A 20777-nucleotide genomic window follows, 5' to 3' on the forward strand; every position below is an offset into this window, starting at 1 on the left:
AGATGCCGGCCACTCCAGCATCCCCGAAAGGACCTCCATGCGTCATCGTCAGCTGCGTCGTCAGCTCCTCACCGCCGCGATCGCGGTCACCGGCGCCGCCCTCGTCCTCACCGGCTGCGCAGGCCCGGCCGCGACGCCGACGCCCGACGCCGACGCGACCCTGCGGGTCGGTCTCGTCCTGGAGCCCTCCGACCTCAACATCCGCACCACCTCCGGCGCCGCGCTCGACCAGATCCTCATCGACAACGTCTACCAGGGCCTCGTGTCCCGCACCGAGGACAACCAGATCGTCGACACGCTCGCGAAGAGCCACGACATCAGCGCCGACGGTCTCACGTACACCTTCGTCCTCCGCGACGGCGTGACCTTCCACGACGGCGCCGCCCTGACCGCGGCCGACGTCGTCGACTCCATCACCCAGGTGCAGCAGGACCCGACCTTCGTCGACAACGTGGCCCTCCAGAAAGTCGCCTCGATCACCGCCGTCGACGACTCGACCGTGCAGTTGCAGCTCACCTCCCCCGACTCCAACCTGTTGTGGACCCTGACCGGACGCGCAGGACTCGTGCTGGAGTCGGGCGCCACCAACGACCTGTCGACGACCGCCAACGGCACCGGGCCGTTCACCCTGAAGACCTGGAAGCAGGGCGACAGCATCACCTTCGACCGGAACGCGAAGTACTGGGGCGACGCTCCGAAGGTCAAGGAGGTCGTCTTCAGCTACATCCCCGACGCCTCCTCCGCGGTCAACGCCACCCTCGCCGGCGAACTCGACGTGCAGACGGCGCTCGACGCGAACCTCAAGGACCAGATCACCCGCGCCGACGGGTTCAGCATCACCGAGGGCAAGACGACCGACAAGTACACCCTCGCCTTCAACAACCAGCGCGCTCCCTTGAACGACCCCCTCGTCCGGCAGGCGCTCCGCTCCGCCATCGACCACGCCGCGATCGTCGAGGCCGTCGGCGGCGCCGCGGTCGAGCAGTACGGACCGATCCCCGAGCTCGATCCGGGCTACGAGAACCTCAGCGAGCTCGTGAAGTACGACCCGGAACAGGCGAAGGCGCTCCTCGCCCAGGCCGGCCAGGAGAACCTGTCCCTGACGCTCACGATCCCGAGCTTCTACGGAACCTCGGTGGCCAACGTCCTGGTGTCCGAGTTCAAAGCCATCGGCGTCACCCTCACCGTCAAGAGCGTCGAGTTCCCGACCTGGCTGAACGACGTCTACACGAACAAGGACTACGACCTCAGCTACGTGAACCACGTCGAGGCACGCGACTTCCAGAACTGGGCGAACCCGAACTACTACTTCGGCTACGACAACGCGCAGGTCCAGTCGCTCTATGCTGAATCCGTAGCGGCGACCGATCCGGCCGTCGCAGCCCAGAAGCTCAAGGAGGCGGCGTACCTCGTGTCGAAGGACAACGCCGCCGACTGGCTCTACACCGCGATCACCCTCACGGTGGTGCGCGACGGCGTGACCGGCTTCCCCGTGGACTCGGTCAACTCGCGCATCAACCTGGCGAAGGTCGCCGTGACCGGGTGACCCGCTTCATCCTGACGAGGCTGGTACTCCTCCTCGTCGGGCTCCTCGCCGCCAGCGCCCTGATCTTCTTCACCATCAGGGTGCTCCCGGGCGACGTCGCCCAGGTCATCGCAGGGACGGACGCGACGCCCGAAGCGGTCGCCGCGATCCGTGAACAGTTGGGACTCGGCCAGCCCGTCCTCCTGCAGTACCTCGACTGGATCGGCGGGTTGCTCCGCGGCGATCTCGGGAACTCGCTCATCACGGGCACCCCCGTCGCCAGCGAACTCGCCCAGAAGGCGCAGGTGACCGTCCCGCTCGGCATCATGGCCCTCGTGATCGCCCTCGCGTTCAGTGTGCCGCTCGGGGTGCTCTCGGCCGTCCGGCGCACCCGCGCGACGGGCGTCGTCATCTCCTTCGCGTCGCAGGGGCTCGCCGCCGTCCCGGTCGTCTGGGCCGGCATGATGCTCGTGCTCCTCTTCGCCGTCGTACTCGGTTGGCTCCCGGCGCAGGGCTTCCCGCGCGCGGGCTGGAACGATCCGCTGGCGGCGATCCGCGCCCTCCTCCTCCCGGCACTCACGATCGGCGTCGTCGAGGGCGCGGTCCTGCTGCGCTTCGTCCGTTCCGCCGCCCTCGACGCGATCGGCCAGGACTACGTCCGGACGGCGGCGGCGAAGGGGCTGACCCGTTCGCAGGCACTCATCCGCCACGGGCTGCCGAACGTGGCCCTCTCGGTCGTCACCGTGCTCGGGCTCCAGATCGCCGGGCTCATCGTCGGCAGCGTCATCATCGAACAGCTCTTCACCCTGCCAGGCATCGGGCGCATGCTCGTCGCCGACGTCGGCAACCGCGACCTCGTGAAGGTGCAGGGCGAGCTCCTCGTCCTCACCGGGGTGGTCCTCGTGATCGGTGCCGTCGTGGACGTCGTCCACCGTCTCGCAGACCCGCGACTCCGAGAACGGGAGCGGACCACATGACCGCCCGTCAGGATCACCCGCGTCGGCGCGCGGCATCAGGCGGACTCCGCACCCTCGTGTCCGGCCCGGCCGGCGTGTTCGGGCTCGTCGTGGTCGCCCTGCTCCTCCTGAACGCCGGCGTCTCCTTCCTCTGGACGCCGTACGACCCCCAGCTCACCGATCCGTTCGCGAAGTGGCTGGCTCCGTCGCCGGCCCATCTGCTCGGCACGGACGAGGTCGGACGCGACATCTTCAGCCTGCTGCTCGTCGGTGCGCGGGTGACCGTGGCCGTCGCGATCGGTTCCGCAGTCGTCTCGACGGTCATCGGGGTCGCCCTCGCCGCCCTCGGTTCGCTCACGCGGCGCTGGGTCCGGGAGACGGTCGCGGTGCTGATCGACATCCTCATCGCGTTCCCCACACTGCTCATCGCCATGATGATCGCCTCGGTCTTCGGCGGCTCGCTGTGGGTCGTCATCTGGGCGGTGGGCATCAGCTTCGGCGTGAACATCGCCCGGGTGACCCGCCCCGAGATCCGCCGGGTCTCGCACAGCGAGTACGTGCTCGCCGGCAAGGCCGCCGGTCTCGGACCGGTGAGGAACCTGACGCGGCATCTGCTGCCGAACGTCGCACCGGTGTTCATCGTCCAGCTGTCGTGGTCGATGGCGGTCGCGGTGCTCGCCGAGGCGGGCCTGTCGTACCTCGGCTACGGCGCCCCCTCCAGTGTCCCGTCCTGGGGTCGGATGCTCAGTGAACTGCAGACCTACCTCGCCGTGCACCCGCTGTCTGTGCTGTGGCCGGGGCTCGCCATCACCATCACCGTCCTCGCCCTGAACCTGCTGGGCGACGCCCTCCGGGACGCGACCGATCCGACCCTCGGTCGCCGGGGACCCGCCTCGACCCCCACCTCGCCCCAGGGGGTGACCGCATGAGTCTCGACGTCCAGGACCTCGTCGTCACGCTCGGCGGCCGCCGGGTCGTCGACGGCGTGAGCTTCAGCGTGCCGGCGGGCGCACGGTTCGGCCTCATCGGCGAGTCCGGATCCGGGAAGTCGCTGACGGCGCTGGCGATCCTCGGACTGCTCCCGGACGGCGCCGCGGTGAGCGGCAGCATCCGCTGGCAGGGCGAGGAACTCCTCGGCCGCGACGACCGCGAACTCGCGCGGATCCGCGGGCGTGAGATCGGGATCGTGTTCCAGGAACCTCGGACGGCGCTCAACCCGATCCGCACCATCGGACGACAGATCGGCGAGCCGCTGCGCATCCACGAGGGGCTGTCGAAACGGGAAGCGCTCGACCGTGCCGTCGAACTCGCCGCGCGGGTCCGTCTGCCCGACCCCGAGCGCATCGTCCGGCGGTACCCGCACCAGCTGTCGGGCGGACAACGCCAGCGGGTCGCGGCCGCCATCGCCCTCGCCTGCGGACCCTCCTTGCTCATCGCGGACGAGCCGACCACAGCGCTCGACGTCACCATCCAGTCGGAGATCCTCGGCCTCTTCGAGCGTCTCGTGAGCGAGACCGGGGCGTCCCTCGTCTTCATCACCCACGACCTCGCGGTCCTCTCCCGGATCGCCAGTGACGCCGTGGTGCTCGCGCAGGGGAAGGTCGTCGAGGCCGGGCCGGTGGCCCAACTGCTGTCGATGCCGGTGTCGCCCGTGACGCAGCGGCTGTTGGCCGCCGCGAAGACCATGAGCTGGAAGGGCGAGGACGATGACTGAGCCGCTGGTCCACGCCCAGGGGCTCGGACGGGTCTACACCAACCCGAGGGAGTCGCTCTTCCAGCGCCCGAGCCGCACCGTCGCGCTCCACCCGAGCGACCTCGTCGTCGCCCCCGGTGAGGCCGTCGGCATCATCGGTGAATCGGGGTCGGGCAAGTCGACGCTCGTCCGCCTCCTGCTCGCACTCGACACCCCGAGCTCCGGGTCCGTCGCGTTCGACGGCCGTCCCGTCAGCGCCGCGGCGAGCGCCAGGAGTCTGCACTGGTTCCGTCGACAGACGGGTGTCGTGTTCCAGGACCCGTACGCGTCGCTCGACCCGCGCATGAGCGTGGGGCGGATCGTCGCCGAGCCGCTCTCGGCGCTCGGGATCGAGGGCGACCACCGTTCCAAGGTCCGCGCGGTGCTCCGGCTCGTCGGGCTCGAGGCCGACGCGGCCGACCGCTTCCCGCACGAGTTCTCGGGTGGTCAGCGCCAGCGCATCGCCCTCTCGCGCGCGATCGTCCACCGCCCGCGCCTCCTCGTCGGCGACGAACCGCTCAGCGCGCTCGACGTCACCGTCCGCGCGCAGATCCTCGAGTTGCTCGGCGGGCTGCGGCAGGAGCTCGGGCTGGCGATCGTGCTCGTCTCACACGACATCGGCGTGGTGCAGCATCTCTGCGACCGGGTCGTCGTCATGCGCGACGGGGCGATCGTCGAAGAGGGTCCGGTCGACAAGGTCCTCAGTCGGCCCTCGCATCCGTACACGACCCAGTTGCTCGCCTCGGTCCCCCGCCTCTGACGCCGTCCCGGTCCCTGAGCCCGTCGAGCGGCCTCAGGCCGGCGGGTCCGCCAGGCGCCGGTGCCGGCGCAGGGCCGCGCGCTGGCTCGGTGACTCACCGTGCAGGACGAGCCCCACGATCCACAGGACGACCCGCGTCGCCGTCACGACCGGCAGCGGGATCGGGCCGAGATGGGCGGTGCGGAGCCCGAGGATGCGGCGGTACTCGGGTGGGATCGTCGCGACGGCGCCCGCGAAGAGGATCCCGTAGGCGGGGAGCAGCGAGCGGTCGAGCGGCGGTCGACGGAGGAACGCCAGGGTCTCGTCCACCCGCGGGCCGCCGGTCAGGTCGCCGGCGTCGAGGTACACGCGCAGCTGTCGGGCCAGCTCAGCCTCGGAGCGGGGCGGATCGACGACGCCCATGAGTTCGCCCGCGAGTGCCCAGTCGGCCACATAGGCGTCCGCACCACCGGGGATCCGACCGCCCCAGGTCTGTCGCACGCTCAGGAAGGCGTCGGTGAACGCCAGGTGCACCCAGCGCAGGAGGTCCGGGTCGTTGGCCGAGTACGGGCGCACCACGCCATGGGCGTCGAGGTATTCCCCGACGACGCGTTCGTGGAGCTTGAGCACAAAGTCGCTCGTCCGACGGGCCGTGTCACGGTCGCCGTAGGTGACGGTGAAGATCCAGCGGATGGTGCCGTCGAGCCGTCCGAGGGGGTCCTCCCGGTATCGGGACCAGTCGTGGACACCGGCCAGGGCGCCCGGGTGGGCGGCCTGCAGCAGGAGCGCCCGGATACCGGCGACCATCGTCTCGACCCCGCCGTGGACGACCCAGGCCGCAGACTCGGGCGCGAAGTGGCCGGTGTCGGTGCCGTCCTCGAGATCGAGCGTCCACTGCGGCGGGCGGTCCTGCTCGACGGCGAAGACGGAGAGGATGCGCGCCCGGAGGCCGGCGAGCAACCGTGTGCGCAGACGGGAGACAGGACGTCGCCCGGTACCGCTGTCCGTCACTCGATCGTCCTCCGCCCGCCGTCACGACGAGCCTACGTCGGGATCGCGCGTCACCCGCCCGTAGGGGGATCGTCTCCCGTCTTCCGGTCCCTGAGCCTGTCGAAGGGCGCTTCGGCAGGGCTGCTCACCGGGCGGGCTTGCGGGCCTCGATGAGGGTGCGGGAGGAGTGCGCGACGAACGGGCCGTCGTCCTGCAAGGACCGGTGCAGCTCCTGCAGGCGGTCGAGGTACCGCGCGGAGGTGAATCCGGGCACCATCCAGATCACCTTGCGCAGGAACCAGATGATCGCACCGACGTCGTGGAACTCGATCCGCAGTCGTTCGGTCCGCAGGTCCACGATCTCGAGTCCGGCGGCGCGGGCACCGTCGGACTCGTCGTCAGGGTGACGTGCTCGACGGACGGCTTCGGGCTGCGGGCCGAGGAAGGCCTCGACGAGTTCGAACACGCTCGCCGGTCCGACGTGCTGGGCGAGGTAGCTTCCTCCTGGCGCGATCACCCGCGCCACGTCGCTCCACTCCACGGCGACGGGATGCCGGCTCGACACGAGCGCGAACGAGCCGTCCGCGAACGGCAGTGGAGCACCCTCCTCCGTGCGAACGACGACGACGCCCCGCGGGTGCAGGCGGGCGGCGGCTCGGGCGAGGTTCGGTGGCCAGGACTCGGTGGCGGCGGCGAGCGGCGGAAGCACCGGCGCCGTGTCGAGCACCTCTCCCCCGCCGGTCTCGAGGTCGAGCGACGACGGGACGTCGGCCAGACGTCTCCCCAGCAGTTCGGAGAACCGCCAGGAGGGGCGCTCCTCACTGGCCCGGCCGTCGAGCCAGGAGAAGTCCCACCCGTCGACCGAGGCGGCGTCGGCCTCGGCGACGAGGTCGTCGAACGGTCGTGACATGGTCTCCTCCGTACGTGGCTCCGTGGTCGGTGCGCTCATCCGACGGCCTCGAACCGGCTCGGATCGAGCCGCTCGACGTCGAACCGCGGCACCGCGTCGAGCAGCTCCCGAGTGTACGCGTGCTGCGGATGCCCGAGGACGGCCGAGGCCGGGCCCGACTCGACGACGTGCCCGTTCGACAGCACCGTCACCTCGTCGGCGATCTGCCGGACGAGACCGAGGTCGTGCGAGATGAACAGGTAGCTGAGCGCGTGCTCGTCCCGGAGGTCGAGGAGCAGTTCGACGATCTGCGCCTGCACCGAGACGTCGAGCGCCGAGGTGGGCTCGTCGAGGACGAGGACCGACGGCGCGAGGACGAGCGTCCTCGCGAGCGCGACCCGTTGGCGCTGGCCGCCCGACACCTCCCGTGCACGACGCCCCAGCGCACTCGCGGGGAGGGCGACCTGATCGAGGATGGTCGCGACGCGGCGCCGGCGTTCGTCGGCGCTCCGCACCCCGTGGATCCGCAGGGGCTCCTCGATGATCTGTCCGACGGTGTACCGCGGATCGACCGCCGAGAGCGGGTTCTGGTAGACCAACTGGAGGTCGCGCGCGAATGGGTTGGCGACGGCGTTGTCCCGTGACAGCTCCCGGCCGGCCACCCGCACCGACCCGTCGTCGAAGGACGTGAGCCCGGCGACGATGCGGGCGAGTGTCGATTTGCCCGACCCGGACTCGCCCACGAGCGCGTGGATCGAGCGCGGGCGGAGCATGAGCGAAGCCTCGTCGAGTGCGGGCGGCGTCTGGGGATCGCGCCCGTACCGTTTCGACACGTGCGACACCTCGACCACGGCGGGTGGCACGATCGTCCCGCCGCGCTGCTCCACCTGCACCTGCTCGGCCGCAGCGCGGATGCGTTCCCGGTAGCGCAGCGGCGACGACGCGGGCGAGTCGGCGAGCAGCGCGACCGTGTAGGGGTGCTGCGGTGCAAGCAGCACCTCCTCGGCCGGACCGGACTCGCGGACGTTCCCGTCCTGCAGGACCACGATCGCGTCGCTGCGCTCCTGCGCCAGCGCCAGGTCGTGGGTGATGAAGAGGATCCCGAGCCCGAGCTCCTGCCGGAGGCCGTCGAGGAGGTCGAGGATGCGCCGCTGGACGGTCACGTCGAGCGCGGACGTCGGTTCGTCGGCGATGAGCAGCTTGGGCCTCGCCGCGATGGCGATCGCGATGAGCACCCGCTGCAACTGCCCGCCGGAGAGCTCGTGCGGGTAGGACCGCACGCGGGCCGAGGCCTGACGGATGCCCACGTGCTCGAGCAACTCGATCACGCGCGCGGGGACCTCCGAGCGCGGGGTGTCGCCCGCCACCTGGACCGCCTGGGCGATCTGCACGCCGATCCGCTGCAGCGGGTCGAGTGAACTCAGCGGATCCTGCGGGATGAAACCGAGCGTCGAGCCGCGCAGGGGGCGCCACTGCTTCCGGGAGAAGTCGGCGACCTCGTGTCCGGCGACCGCGACCCGACCGGCGGTGACCGAGCCGTTGCCCGGGAGGAGTCCCGCGACCGCCCGGGCGATCGTGCTCTTCCCCGAACCGGACTGACCCACGAGCGACACCGTCTCGCCGCGGCCGACCTGGAACGACACGTCGCGCACCGTGTCAGTCGGCCCCCTCGAGCCACGCGTCCGGTACCCGACGGCGAGCCCGTCGACGAGCAACGGCACCGGAGCCGCGTCGACGACGTGGAGTGAGCTGTGCTGTAGGGCTGCCTGGTTCATGCGGTGGTCCTCTCGCGGGTGAGCTGGCTGAGACGGCTGATGGCGAGCACGGTGACGGCGATCACGAGGCCCGGGACGACGACGAGCCACGGCGAGGACACGACGTACTGACGACCCTCGGAGACGAGCAGGCCCCACTCCGGGTCGGGCGGTGGGGCTCCGTACCCGAGGAAGCTGAGCGAGGAGATCCAGATGATGGCGAGGCCGAACTGGAGGGCCGTGAGCGACAGCACCGCGGAGTACGAGTTCGGGAAGACGTGCTTCGCGAGGACGTACGCCCGCGAACCGCCGAGATGGTGACTCGCCTCGACGAACGGCAGGTCCTTCTCCGTCAGCACCTCGGAGCGCATGATCCTGGTGAACGCCGCGATCGAGGAGATCCCCACGGCGACGGCCGCGTTCAGGGTGCCGAAGCCGAGCGCCACGACGACGACCATCGCGAGGAGCAGCCCGGGGATCGAGAGCAGCACGTCGACGATCCGGCTGATGACGGCGTCGACGAGACCGCCGAACGACGCGGCGACGAGCCCGAGGACCGTGCCGGCGCCGAGACCGATGAGGACGGCGACCGCCGAGCCGAGCAGGGTCCGACCGGTGCCGTGGATCACCCGCGACAGCAGGTCGCGACCGAGGGAGTCGGTTCCGAACCAGTGCGCGACCGATGGAGCGGCGAGCGCGTTGGCGTCGTCGGGCTCGAGCGGGTCGTACGGCGTGAGGAGGCCTGGTGCGATCACGGACACGAGGACGAGACCGACGACGATGATCGCCAGGACGTCCGCGACCCCGAGGCGGCCGAGGAGTCGACGGAACGCGTCCGGTCCGTCGTCGGCCGCGGTGACGTCACGGTCCGCTTGGAGTCGGAGGCTCATGCGTCCACGCTCGCTTTCGTCGGGATACCGCCGGGTACCGCCGTCCCCGTCGCCGCCGCTGTCGCGACAGCAGGCCTGGCGAGGCGGGAGCGTCGTGACCTCCCATGCCCGGGCCGGACGATGCGCGGGTCGAGGACGGGGTAGACGAGGTCGGTCACGAGGTTGATGCCGACGTAGATGGAGGAGATGAGGATGACGACGGCCAGGATCACCGGGGTGTCCTGATCGCGCACGCTCTCGAAGGTGATGAATCCGAGGCCGGTGCGGGTGAACACGGCCTCCACGACGACGGCACCGGCCAGCAACTCTCCGACGACGAGGGCGAGCATCGTGATCGACGGGATCGCACCGTTCTTCAGGACGTGGCCGAGGGCGATCCGGACCTCGCTCGTCCCCTTCGCGCGGAGCACGGTGACGAAGGGTTCGTCCGCAGCCTTCCGGAGTCCCTGGATCAACACCTGCGTCAACGGACCGTTGACGGCGAGCGCCAGGGTCAGCGCCGGGAGCACGTAGGACACGAAGCCCTGATCGCGCACCGACGACACCCAGCCGAGCTGGAAGGAGAAGATCGCGAGGAGCACGAAGCCGATGAGGAAGCTCGGCGCGGAGATGGAGGCGATGGGCGCCGATGCCGCGATGCTCCTGATCGCCCTGACGGGGGCGTACACGGCGGTGAGCGCGATCGCGAGCGAGAGCACGATCGTCATGACGAACGCCACGCCCGCGAGCACGATCGTGTCCGAGAAGCCCTGCGCGACGAGGTCCGACACGGCACGACCGCTCACGAGCGAGTAGCCGAGGTCCCCGTGGAGGAGCCGCCCGACCGTCAGCGTGAACTGCTCGAGCGGCGACAGGTCGAAGTGGTAGTACGCCCGCAGTGCTTCGCCGGCGGACGGGGGCAGTGGGTTGAGCGGACTCGTCAGCTTGTTCTCGATGGGGTCGCCGGGCAGGACGAAGAGGGTGAAGAAGACGAGCGTGTAGACGAGCGCGATGACGAGGAGCGCCTGGGCGACGCGCCTGATCACGTACTCGCGGTACTGCCGGTGTCGCGTGTCCGCCGCGCTGGCGTTCGGATGCTGGTTGGACATGTGGGGCCTCCTCTCGGAAGGGACGGGACCGGACACGGGAGGGAGGGCGGACCGATCGACGGCCCTCCCGCTCGCTCAGTCCTCGATCGAGGTGTTGTAGAACTCCGGCAGGGCGCCGTCGCTGAGGGAGAAGCCCTTCACCCGCTGCTGGGTGACGAACACCTGGCTGTCGTTGAGGATCGGCACGACGTAGGCCTGGTCGATCAGGTGGTCCTGGATCTGTCCGAGGATCGCCGCACGGGTGTCGTCGTCGGTCGCGGCGTTCTGCGCGTCGAGCAGCGACTGCAGGGTCGTGTCGGAGCCGGCGAGACCGAGGAGGTCTGAGCCGTCCTTGCTGTAGTACTCGCTGAGGCCCTTCGAGGGGTCCGGGTGCGGCCAACCGACCCGGAGCGCCCCGACCTCCGGGTCCGCGAACGCGGTCGCCCAGTAGGTGGAGTAGTCGAGCTCGTTGAGCGACAGCTCGATCCCGACGTCCTTGAACTGGTTCTGGATCTGCTGGAAGAGGCTCTTCGCCGTGTTGTCGTAGACGTCGATGTAGGTCTTCACCGTGAGCCGCTCGCCGCCCTTCGTGCGGTAGCCGTCCGCGTCGCGCTCGGTCCAGCCGACGCCGTCGAGGAGGCGGTTCGCCGCATCCGGGTCGTAGGCGAACTTCGCCGATTCGTCGACGTAGCCGAAGGTGCCCGGCGACAGGACCGACGTGGCGGGCGTCCAGCTGTCGGTGTACTGCGTCTCGATGATCTGCTCACGGTCGATCGCGTGCAGCAGCGCCTTGCGGACGTCGACGTCGTCGAGGAACGGCGCCTGGCTGCGGAGGAACCACTGGTTGCTGAGACCGACACCCGTCTTGGACACGATGTCGTAGCCGGCGTCGACGAGCCCTTGCTCCTCGCTCGGCTGGACGTAGCGGATGACGTCGGCCTCGCCCGACTTCAGGGTGCCGAGCCGGACGCTGTCCTCCTGCACGGGGATGACCGTGACCGAGGCGAGGTGCGCCTCGCCCTGGTTCGGGGAGGACGGCGGGGCCCAGGCGTACCCCTCACGACGGTCGAGCACGATCTCCTTGCCGTAGGTCTCGGAGGCGACGACGAAGGGACCGGAACCGATGAGGTTCACGAACTTCGACTGCTCCTCCTTGCTCGCGTCGATCGTGGCGTCGGCGACGAGCCCGGATCCCCACCCGGTGAGCACGTTGAGGAAGGGCGCGTAGGGTGCGGCGAGGACGACGGTGACGGTGCTGGTCGCGTCGTCCGGCGTCGCGACGAGACCGGGCGGGAACTGCGCGTTCGGGGTCGTGCCCTTCGCCTCGTCGCCGGTCGACTGCCAGTTCAGGTTCTTCGCGACGCTCGTGGCGTCGACGGCGGTGCCGTCGCTGTAGGTGACGCCGTCACGGATCACGAAGGTGTACGTGAGACCGTCGGGGCTGACGGTCCAGGAGTCGGCGATCCACGGTTCGAGTTCGCCCGTCTCCGCGTTGCGGTAGAGCAGTCGGTCGGTGATGTTCTGCTGGAGCGCACGGGTCTGCCATGTGCCCGCCTCCTGCACCTGCGCCGAGGTGGGGATCTCCGCGTCGAGGTAGGTGAGGCTGCCACCGTCCGCGTCGGACGAGGCCGACGCCGCCGAGCAGCCGGTCAGCGCGATGCTCACGGCGACGAGGGCTGCGGCGGCGAGTCGTGCTCGCCGTCTGGTGGTTCGGGTCATGACGGGTACTCCTGTGGGTCGGGGTGGTCCGGTGCTGTGCCGGTGTGGTTGCCCATCCTGGTCGGCACACCGGGCCACCCCGCGGCTCTGTTACGACAGGTTTCCCGCGGGTTCCCTCGATGACGCCGTGTGACCGTCGAGCGCCCTCTCGTGCTGGTCGCCGAGGTTCCGTCCTCCGCGATACCGGGCGGCCGGGTGGTCGTCCGGGAGCCGGGCCGCTCCGCCCGTCAGGCGCTCACGGAGCGTCTCCCCCGGTCGATACGCGTCGCGCAGTCGTCCCCGACGACGCAGCTCCGGCACGACGAGTTCGACGAAATCGGTGAGCGTGTCGAGGCTGTGGTACTGCCGCAGGTTGATGCCGTCGATACCGACCTCGTCCAACCATCGCTCGATCTCGTCGGCGACGACCTCGGGGGTGCCGACGGCGAAGAAGTCCCGTTCGAGGTCGCTGCCGACCCGCACGATGAACTCGCCGACGGTGCCGGCCGTCACCTGCGGCGGCAGGGCGTCCGCCGGGACCCCCTCTGCGGCGAGCGCCTCGGCGACGGTCCGGTCCTCCGGGTGCGCCAGCGGGTCGAACGGCAGCCCGGCGTGCACGAACCGGCCGACGATACTCGCATGCTCGCGGTACTGCGCGGCCTTGGCCTCGGCCTCCTCCTGCGTCCGCGCGACGATGACGGCCGCCTGGACGACGATCTTCAGCGCGGCCCCGTCGCGTCCGTTGTCGGCCGCTGCCGCACGGAACCGCTCCAGGAGGGGGCCTGCACCACCTGGACCCCGCACGCCCGTGAACACGGCCTCGGCGTGCCGTCCGGCGAACGCGATGCCGGCCGGTGAGGCGGTCGCGGTGTAGAGCAGCGGTGTCCGTTGGGCGCTCGGCTCGGACAGGTGCGGTCCGGCGACCTGGAAGTAGCGCCCGACGTGATCGATGTACCGCACCTTGTCGGGGTCGGAGTAGACGCCGGCCTCCCGGTCGCGGATGACGGCGTCGTCGTCCCAGGACCCTTCCCAGAGCTTGTAGAGGACGTCCAGGTACTCCTCGGCGATCGCGAACCGTTCGTCGTGCGGGATCTCCTCGGCGAGGCCGAAGTTCCGTGCGGCGTTCGGCAGGTAGGAGGTGACGATGTTCCACGCGACGCGGCCGTTCGTCAGGTGGTCGAGGGTGCTCATGCGACGCGCGAAGGCGAACGGCGGCTCGTAGCTCGTCGAGAAGGTGATGCCGAAGCCGAGGTGCTCGGTCACGGCGGCCATCGCGGGGACGACGAGCAGCGGGTCGTTGTTCGGGATCTGCAGGCCCTCACGCAGGGCGTCGGCCGGGCCGCCGCGGAAGACGTCGTAGGCGCCGACCACGTCCGCGATGAAGATCGCGTCGAACCCGCCCGCCTCCGCTGTCCGGGCAAGTGTCGTCCAGTACCGGATGTCGGTGTACTGGTCGCGTCGGTTGTCCGGCAGGCGCCAGAGGCCGTGGGTGATGTGGCTCACGCAGTTCATCTCGAACAGGTTGAGGATGAGCTGCTTGGGGCTGGACCGCGTCGGGCTGGACTGTTCGCTGATGATCGACTCCTCCGGTGGAGCGGCGATCGGTCCGTCCGGACCGGGCCGCCTCAGCACCCTAGGCGCAGCGGGAGGGACGAGGTCCGGCCGCGGTGTCACATCCCGTCATACGCCACCGGGCGACGCGGGGCGACGATCGGTCAGCGGGCGACGGACGGGACGCGGTCCTGCCAACGCAGTCGCCGCTCCAGTTGCGCACCGAGGGCGAGCAGGGTGGCCTCGCCTCCGGGACGCCCGATCAGCTGGACGCCCATCGGCAGCCCCTCGGACGTCTCGTGCACCGGGAGCGTGATGGCCGGCAGGCCGGTCGCGTTCACGAAGGAGGTGTGCGGCGCGTAGCGCACCTGCTGCTCGAAGTTCAGCTCGGGCGAGTCCTGGTCGTACCACCCGATCGGCCGTGGTGTCTGGGCGAGCGCCGGCGTGATGATCGCGTCGAACGGCGCGAACTGCGCGAGGACGCTGCGTTCGAACCGGTGGAGACTGGCGAGCGTCTCCATGAGCCGGGTCGCCGGCAGCGCCCGACCGCGCTCGACGAGGGACCTCGTGATGGGTTCGAGGAGCGCCAGCTCCGCCTCCGAGGACGCCGGGACACCGGCCGCTGAGGCCTGCCAGATCGTCGTGAAGTCGGTCGGGTACCGTTCGGCGTCGCGAAGGGTGAGCTCCTCCAGGCCGTGCCCCATCGCGGTGAACGCCCGGGTGGCGACGTCGACGGCGGCGCGGGCCTCCGGGTCCACCGCCAGCTCGAAGGCGCTGTCCCAGGGTGAGCCGTCGAGGACCGCCAACTGGAACCGGCCCTCGCCGCGCACGGCGTGCCCGAGCAGGGGTCCGTCGTCGGCGTCGGGTGCTCGCAGCGTGAAGTGATGGTCGATGCGTCCGTGCACGCGCTCGATCATCGCGTCGAGCAGGAGCGCCGCGTCGGCGACGGTCCGGGCGATCGGCCCGGGGACGACGAGGCCGGCGAGTCGGTCGACACCGGAGCCCGCGGGGACGAGCCCCCGCGTGGGCTTCAGGCCGACGAGCCCGCAGGCGGCCGCCGGGATGCGGACGGAGCCGCCACCGTCGGAGCCGGGGGCGAACGGGAGGAGCCGCGCGGCGACGGCGGCTGCGGCCCCGCCACTCGACCCCGCCGCTCCGCGGTCGAGGGCCCACGGGTTCCGCGTCGGCACCCCGTCGAGCGGCTCCGTGTAGCCGTACAGCCCGAACTCCGGGGTCGCGGTCTTCCCGAGGCTCACCGCTCCGGCCCGGTCGAGGACGCCGACCAGCTCGTCGTCGGTCGTCGCCACGACCTCCGCGGTGAGCCGTGACCCGAAGCGGACGGGCTGACCGGCACGGGACACGAGGTCCTTGTCGCCGATCGGGAGTCCCCAGAGCGGTGCGGTCCGAGGAAGTGCCTCGACCGCCTCCACGCGTTCGGCGAGCGATCCGGCGGCGACCGAGGTGAAGGCGCCGATCGCGTCGTCGAGGCGCTCGATGCGGTCGAGGTAGTGCCGGGCGAGCTCCGTCGGTGAGACTTCGTCCCGCTGCAACGCCTGCCACTGCTCGAGCGCCGTCAGCTCGTGGAGTTCCGCCATGCGACCAGCCTAGAGGCGGCGCTCTCCTGTGGTCCCCGTTCCCCGGCGGTTCCGGTCTCTGAGCCCGTCGAAGGGTGTCGACCGGTTCAGCGCTTCAAGGACTTCTGGAGGAGGACCGTGCCGATCCAGCGGCCGAACTTGAAGCCGACACGGCCCATGCGGCCCACCTCGGTGAACCCGAACTTCTCGTGGAGGGCGATCGAAGACTCGGCGCCCTTGTCGGCGATGACGGCCAGCATCTCCTTGAGCCCGGCGGCCTTCGAGCGCTCGATGAGCTCACCGAGCAGATCGGTGCCGAGGCCCTTGCCGGTCGCCGCCGCTCCGAGGTAGATCGAGCTCTCCACGGTGAATCGGTAGGCGCGCTTCTGCTTCCACGGCGCGCACAGCGCGTACCCGAGGATCTGTCCGGTCGGGTTGACGGCGACGATGAACGGGAGCTGGAGCCGCTGCAGGTAGGCGAACTTGGAGCGCCACTCGGCGAGGGTCATCGCGTCCTCGTCGAAAGTGACCATGCTGTTGGCGACGTAGTGGTTGTAGATCGCCCGGATGTCGGGCAGGTCGGCCGCAGTGGCGTCGCGCATCGTGAAGGCGAACGGCGTCTCGGGGGTCGGCGGCTTGCGCAGGTGCGGCGGCAGCCGGCGCCTCGGCTCGTACTCCTCTTCCAGCATCCCCCAAGCCTAACGAGGGGGTGGGTCGGCGGACAGCCCTTGCGGCCGATGCCACGACCCGGTCGTCAGTCGAGCGACCAGTCGATCGGGTCCACGCCGCGGGAGACGAGGAAGTCGTTCGTGCGGCTGAACGGCTTCGAGCCGAAGAAGCCCCGCGAGGCGGAGAGCGGACTCGGGTGCGCCGAGACGATGACGTGGCGGTCGGGGTCGCCCGATGATTCGAGCAGCGGTGCCAGTCGTTCGGCGTCCTTGCCCCAGAGGATCGACACGAGCGGTGCGGGGCGTGCGGTGAGCGCGCGGATCGCCTGTTCCGTGACCGCCTCCCAGCCGTGTCGGCGGTGCGACCCGGCGGAACCCGCCTCGACCGTGAGGACGCGGTTGAGGAGCAGCACGCCCTGTCCGGTCCACGAACTGAGATCGCCGTGTTCCGGCGTCGGGACACCGAGGTCCTCGCGGAGTTCCCGATGGATGTTCGCGAGGCTGCGCGGCACCGGGCGGACCTCCCGGTCCGCGGCGAACGACAGGCCGATCGGATGACCCGGCGTCGGGTACGGGTCCTGCCCGACGATGAGGACCCGGACCGCGCTGAACGGCGTACGGAAGGCCCGCAGGACGAGCTCGGGTGCCGGCAACCATCGGGCACCGGCCGCTGTCTGCGCCGCGAGCCAGTGGTCGATCGTCGCGAGGTCGTCCGCGACGGGTGCGAGCGCGCCGGCCCACCCCTCGTCCATCGACCCCGCCGCGGCGAGCTGTGCCGGGGTGCCGCCGAGGATCCCGTTCGTCATGGACTACTGCTGCTGCGGCTGCTCGGCACCGATCGTGCGGACGACGACCCCGTGCTCGGCGGTGAAGACCTGCCAGACACTGCCGCCACCGAGGACGGAGAGCGCCCCCTGCCCGACGACGAGCGCCGTGTTCTCGTCGATCGCGACCCCGCCGTCGACGACCCCGGCCTCCGTCGCGGCGACGAGCCGCCCGAGGGTGCCCCACTGTGCGGCATGCGCCTCGACCGCGATGTCGACGAGCCCGAGACCGTCGCCGATCGTGACCTCGTCGAGTTCCTCGGACGCCGCCTCGGGGCTCACGGGGACCTCGCCGACACGCCATCCGCCGATGATCGCGTGCTCGGCGGCGATCATCGCGCCGGCCGAGATGCCGAGGTAGGGCAGACCGGACGCGACGAGGCGTCGGATGTCGGTGGCGACCGGCGCGACCGCCTCCGCGTAGGCCGAGGGCAGTCCGCCGCCGACGACGATCCCGTCGACCTCGGCCAGCTGAGCCTGCGCGACCACGCCGCCCTCGCGGACGACCACGCGGATCGCCTCGATCTCACCGGAGCGTGCGACGGCACGTTCCAGGGCGGCGGACTGCTCGAGCCCGTCACCGTCGTGCACGACGACGATCGCGATGCGCGGGGCCAACCGACCGGCGACGACCGCGAGCGCGGCCGCCTCGGCGATGAACGCTGCGTAGACGGTCGACTCGGTCTCTGGGGCGGCCGGACCGCCGAGGAGGAAAACACTCACCCTGAGACCCTACCCGGCACCCCGGATCAGGCGGGGACGATCAGGCCGTGATCGTCGGCAGCGTCGACCAGGGGAAGGAGATCCAGCGGTCGACACGCTTCCACACGTAGTCGGGGCGGAGCACCGTCTGCGGCTTCTCGTACAGCGTCACCGTGCGGACCTCCGCACCGCTCGCCTGCATGAGTTCCAGCACCATCGCGAGCGTGCGACCCGAGTCGGACACGTCGTCGACGAGCAGCACCCGGCTCCCCGGCAACCCGGCCACGTCGAGCAGCGGCGGGAGCACGACGGGCTCGGGGAGACGCGCGTCGACCCCGGTGTAGAACTCGACGTTCAGCGCGCCGCACGCCTTCACGTCGAGGGCGTAGGCGATGGCACCGGCGAGCAGGAGCCCACCGCGCGCGATCGCGACGACGGAGTCGGGCCGGAACCCGCTCGCGACGATCGCACTGGACAGTTCGCGGGCCGCGTCACCGAACGTGGGCCAGTCGAGGACCTCTCGCTCCGGGGACGCTGCGCTGGGGTTCTCGGTCGACATCCTCCAACGCTATCCTGCCGGCCGGGCCGCCTGTACCATCCCCACATGGCGCGAGACAGCACGACGACCGGCGGAGCCTCGGCGACCGGATGGCGGACGTCGATCCGTGGGTCGGCAGCCGGCATCACCGCAGGACTCATCGGCTGGTTGTTCCTCGTCGAGATCACGAGCGGCGTCCTGCAGGGCTACTACGTCCCGCTCATCCCGGACCTCGTCGAGCACCTGGGCATCCACGACGCGGACTTCAACTGGTTCGAGGCCGCGCAACTGCTGTTGTCGGCGCTCGTCGTCCCCGTCCTCGCGAAGCTCGGCGACATGTTCGGGCACAAGCGGGTCCTCCTCGTCTCCACCGTGTTGACGGCCGGCGCCAGCTGGTGGCTCGTCCTCGCCGGGGACTTCTGGTCGTTCCTCGCGGCCTGGGCGCTGCAGGGCTTCTACGTCGTGTGGCTGCCACTCGAGATCGCACTCATCTTCGAGCGGGGCCGTCGCTCCGGCACCGGGGCCTCGCAGACCCGCCGGGCCGCCGGCCTGCTCGTCGTGGCGCTCGAGGCCGGCGCCATCATCGGTGCGCTGTCGAGCGGACGCATCCTCACCGCCCTCGGCGGCGACATCCCACTCACGATGATGCTGCCGGCAGTCGCGGTGACCCTCGTCTTCTTCGCCATCCTGTTCGGCGTCCCCGAGTCCGAACCCCTGCCGGGCAGGACTTTGGACCTCGCGGGCTTCGTACTCCTCAGCCTCGCGCTCCTGCTCATCACCTCTGGGCTCACCTTCCTGCGACTCAACGGTCCGCAGACGTGGTGGGTGTGGGGGCTCATCGCGATCGGCGTGCTCGCGTTCCTGCCGTTCGGGCGACATGAACTGCGGCAGCCCGACCCGGCGATCGACCTCCGGGTGCTCCGGCAACCCAACATGTGGCCGGTGCAACTGACCGCCGGGCTCATCGGGATCAGCCTGCTCGGCGCCCAGGCCCCGCTCAGCACCTATGCGGGGACACCCCGGGAGAACGGATACGGACTCGGGCTCGACGCCGGCGACATCTCCACGCTCATCGGCGCCTACCTGATCTCGATGATCGTCGGTGCGCTCCTGTTCCCACTCGTGTCGCGCTGGGCGACGCCTCGGATCGCGCTCATCATCGCCGCCTCACTCGTCGCGGTCGGGTACCTGCTGTTCCTCCCGTTCCACCTCGAGACGTGGCAGGTCTTCCTGAACATGGCGATCGCGGGGCTCGGCTCCGGTGCCCTCGTCGGAGCCATGCCGGCCGCGGCCGCGGCCGCGGCACCTCGCGGGCAGACGGGCGTCGCGTCGGCACTGACCAACACGACGAAGACGATCGGTGGCTCCTTCGCCTCGGCCGTCTTCGGCGTGGTGCTGTTCGCCGGCGCCGCGCAGGCCGTCACGGCCGGGGCGTCGAGCCTGTCCGGCTACCTCACGGTCTGGGCGATCTGCGGGGCGGGTGCGCTCGTCGCCGCCGTCCTGCTCTGCTTCGTCCCGAAACTCGCCTTCGCGGACGCGGCCCCGGTCGACGCGGAACCCGGGCCACGCATCGATCCCGCTGCCGAGCACCCGACCGGTCACTGACCTCCCGCCTGGTCCCTGACTGCAACCGGTCCCTGAACTCCCGACCGGTCCCTGAACTCCCGACCGGTCCCTGAACTCCCGACCGGTCCCTGAGCCTGTCGAAGGGTCTACTCCGCGACGCGCAACGGCCCCTTCGCCAGGCGGTACGGGGCGGCCTGGGCGACCGGCTTGATCGTGATGAGGTCGAGGTTGACGTGGGGCGGCAGGGAGGTCGCGTGGACGATCGCCTCGGCGACGTCGTCGGCCGAGAGCGGATCCGGCACGTCCTCGTAGACGGCGTCGGCGCGGTCCTGGTCGCCACCGAAGCGCACGAGCGAGAACTCCTCCGTGTGGACCATGCCCGGCGCCACCTCGATCACCCGGATCGGTTCGCCGTTGAGCTCGAGCCGGAGCACCTCGAAGAGCGCCCGCTCGGCGAACTTCGCCGCGTTGTACCCGCCGCCACCCACGTAGGCGACGTGGCCCGCGATCGAGGTGACACCGACGATGGTGGCGGCACCACCCTCCGGGATGCTCCGGCGGAGGATCGGCAGGAGCGCCTGGACCACGCGCTTCGTGCCGAGGACGTTGATGTCGAACATGCGGCGCCAGTCCTCGGCGTCGCCGTCCTCGACGGACGCGAGGCCGAAGGCACCGCCCGCGTTGTTGACGAGCGCCTGGGCGCCACCGAGTACCTCCACCCGGGCGGCGAGCGCGTCGACGTCCGCCTGCACGGTCAGATCCGCGACGACCGCCGTACCGCCGATGTCCGCGACGAGCGCCTCGAGCCGCTCTGCTCGGCGGGCCACCGCCACGACGTCCCAGCCGTCGGCGGCGAATCGCCTCGCGGTCGCCTCCCCGATCCCTGAACTCGCACCGGTCACCACCACACGTCTCGTCGTCATGCCTCCAGGGTAGCCACCGGTCCGAGGCGTTACGCCGTGTTTCCGCGTGGTTGGCGCGTGCAGGTGGGGCCGGTAGCCTCGGGGTCACGACGGAGCACCACCCGGAGCCACGCCCGGCGACATCGCTGTCGGACCGAGCGGCCACACCGGCGGCACCCATCACCCGAGCAGCACCGACCACCCGAGCAGAG

The 20777-nt window shown here is 70.7% G+C and carries 19 protein-coding genes; 6 read left to right on the plus strand and 13 right to left on the minus strand.

Features of this window, described 5'->3' with window-relative positions; all coding sequences use genetic code 11:
* Positions 1 to 37: 37 nt before the first annotated feature.
* Genes IFU30_RS18730 through IFU30_RS18750 form a run of 5 tightly spaced genes read left to right on the plus strand, consistent with a single transcriptional unit; the run spans position 38 to position 4973 of the window.
* Positions 38 to 1546 carry an ABC transporter substrate-binding protein gene (locus IFU30_RS18730; protein WP_086473978.1) on the plus strand — a complete coding sequence of 503 codons (1509 nt, stop codon included), beginning with the start codon at positions 38 to 40 and terminating at the stop codon, positions 1544 to 1546.
* Positions 1543 to 2502 (plus strand): ABC transporter permease subunit, encoded by a 960-nt coding sequence (locus IFU30_RS18735; RefSeq protein WP_192006687.1) that lies wholly within the window; start codon positions 1543 to 1545, stop codon positions 2500 to 2502. The genes IFU30_RS18730 and IFU30_RS18735 overlap by 4 nt, the downstream gene beginning before the upstream one ends.
* The gene (locus IFU30_RS18740; protein WP_192006688.1) at positions 2499 to 3410 is read left to right on the plus strand and encodes an ABC transporter permease; all 912 of its coding nucleotides are present in this window, start codon (positions 2499 to 2501) and stop codon (positions 3408 to 3410) included. The genes IFU30_RS18735 and IFU30_RS18740 overlap by 4 nt, the downstream gene beginning before the upstream one ends.
* Complete coding sequence (locus tag IFU30_RS18745; protein WP_079707219.1) at positions 3407 to 4195, plus strand: ABC transporter ATP-binding protein; 789 nt, start codon at positions 3407 to 3409, stop codon at positions 4193 to 4195. The genes IFU30_RS18740 and IFU30_RS18745 overlap by 4 nt, the downstream gene beginning before the upstream one ends.
* Entirely contained in the window at positions 4188 to 4973 is a 786-nt protein-coding gene (locus IFU30_RS18750; RefSeq protein WP_192006690.1) for an ABC transporter ATP-binding protein, read from the plus strand. The genes IFU30_RS18745 and IFU30_RS18750 overlap by 8 nt, the downstream gene beginning before the upstream one ends.
* A gap of 33 nt (positions 4974 to 5006) precedes the next feature.
* On the opposite strand, the gene IFU30_RS18755 is transcribed toward IFU30_RS18750, so the two are convergent.
* The 12 genes from IFU30_RS18755 to IFU30_RS18810 all read right to left on the minus strand — a co-directional run bounded on the left by IFU30_RS18755 (position 5007) and on the right by IFU30_RS18810 (position 18118).
* Positions 5007 to 5963, minus strand: coding sequence for an oxygenase MpaB family protein (locus IFU30_RS18755; protein ID WP_342450897.1), 957 nt, complete (start codon positions 5961 to 5963; stop codon positions 5007 to 5009).
* A 124-nt stretch (positions 5964 to 6087) separates the two neighbouring features.
* Positions 6088 to 6852, minus strand: coding sequence for an SAM-dependent methyltransferase (locus tag IFU30_RS18760; protein WP_192006692.1), 765 nt, complete (start codon positions 6850 to 6852; stop codon positions 6088 to 6090).
* Between the two features lie 35 nt (positions 6853 to 6887).
* A complete protein-coding gene (locus IFU30_RS18765; protein ID WP_192006694.1) occupies positions 6888 to 8606 on the minus strand; it encodes a dipeptide ABC transporter ATP-binding protein in 1719 nt (572 codons plus the stop codon).
* On the minus strand, positions 8603 to 9475 hold the full coding sequence (locus tag IFU30_RS18770) for an ABC transporter permease (RefSeq protein WP_192006696.1): 873 nt from the start codon (positions 9473 to 9475) through the stop codon (positions 8603 to 8605). The genes IFU30_RS18765 and IFU30_RS18770 overlap by 4 nt, the downstream gene beginning before the upstream one ends.
* Positions 9472 to 10563, minus strand: coding sequence for an ABC transporter permease (locus tag IFU30_RS18775; RefSeq protein WP_197977659.1), 1092 nt, complete (start codon positions 10561 to 10563; stop codon positions 9472 to 9474). The genes IFU30_RS18770 and IFU30_RS18775 overlap by 4 nt, the downstream gene beginning before the upstream one ends.
* Before the next feature lie 75 nt (positions 10564 to 10638).
* Positions 10639 to 12261 (minus strand): ABC transporter substrate-binding protein, encoded by a 1623-nt coding sequence (locus tag IFU30_RS18780; protein WP_192006698.1) that lies wholly within the window; start codon positions 12259 to 12261, stop codon positions 10639 to 10641.
* Between the two features lie 90 nt (positions 12262 to 12351).
* A complete protein-coding gene (locus IFU30_RS18785; RefSeq protein ID WP_342450898.1) occupies positions 12352 to 13872 on the minus strand; it encodes an NtaA/DmoA family FMN-dependent monooxygenase in 1521 nt (506 codons plus the stop codon).
* A gap of 83 nt (positions 13873 to 13955) precedes the next feature.
* Positions 13956 to 15386 (minus strand): amidase, encoded by a 1431-nt coding sequence (locus IFU30_RS18790; protein ID WP_137243320.1) that lies wholly within the window; start codon positions 15384 to 15386, stop codon positions 13956 to 13958.
* Positions 15387 to 15472: 86 nt separating this feature from the next.
* Positions 15473 to 16054 carry a GNAT family N-acetyltransferase gene (locus IFU30_RS18795; protein WP_079707223.1) on the minus strand — a complete coding sequence of 194 codons (582 nt, stop codon included), beginning with the start codon at positions 16052 to 16054 and terminating at the stop codon, positions 15473 to 15475.
* Between the two features lie 65 nt (positions 16055 to 16119).
* Complete coding sequence (locus tag IFU30_RS18800) at positions 16120 to 16839, minus strand: uracil-DNA glycosylase (protein WP_159879257.1); 720 nt, start codon at positions 16837 to 16839, stop codon at positions 16120 to 16122.
* A 3-nt stretch (positions 16840 to 16842) separates the two neighbouring features.
* Positions 16843 to 17580, minus strand: a complete 738-nt coding sequence (locus IFU30_RS18805; protein ID WP_064295268.1) for a Type 1 glutamine amidotransferase-like domain-containing protein — start codon at positions 17578 to 17580, stop codon at positions 16843 to 16845.
* A 40-nt stretch (positions 17581 to 17620) separates the two neighbouring features.
* Positions 17621 to 18118, minus strand: coding sequence for a phosphoribosyltransferase (locus IFU30_RS18810; RefSeq protein ID WP_071262460.1), 498 nt, complete (start codon positions 18116 to 18118; stop codon positions 17621 to 17623).
* Positions 18119 to 18163: 45 nt separating this feature from the next.
* Between IFU30_RS18810 and IFU30_RS18815 the strand changes: the two genes are divergently transcribed.
* A complete protein-coding gene (locus tag IFU30_RS18815) occupies positions 18164 to 19702 on the plus strand; it encodes an MFS transporter (RefSeq protein WP_192006701.1) in 1539 nt (512 codons plus the stop codon).
* A gap of 107 nt (positions 19703 to 19809) precedes the next feature.
* On the opposite strand, the gene IFU30_RS18820 is transcribed toward IFU30_RS18815, so the two are convergent.
* Positions 19810 to 20586, minus strand: a complete 777-nt coding sequence (locus IFU30_RS18820; RefSeq protein ID WP_191941430.1) for an SDR family oxidoreductase — start codon at positions 20584 to 20586, stop codon at positions 19810 to 19812.
* Positions 20587 to 20777: the final 191 nt, after the last annotated feature.

The sequence above is a fragment of the Plantibacter sp. CFBP 8798 genome, from assembly GCF_014841195.1.
In the GTDB taxonomy this organism is placed as follows: Bacteria; Actinomycetota; Actinomycetes; order Actinomycetales; family Microbacteriaceae; genus Plantibacter; species Plantibacter auratus.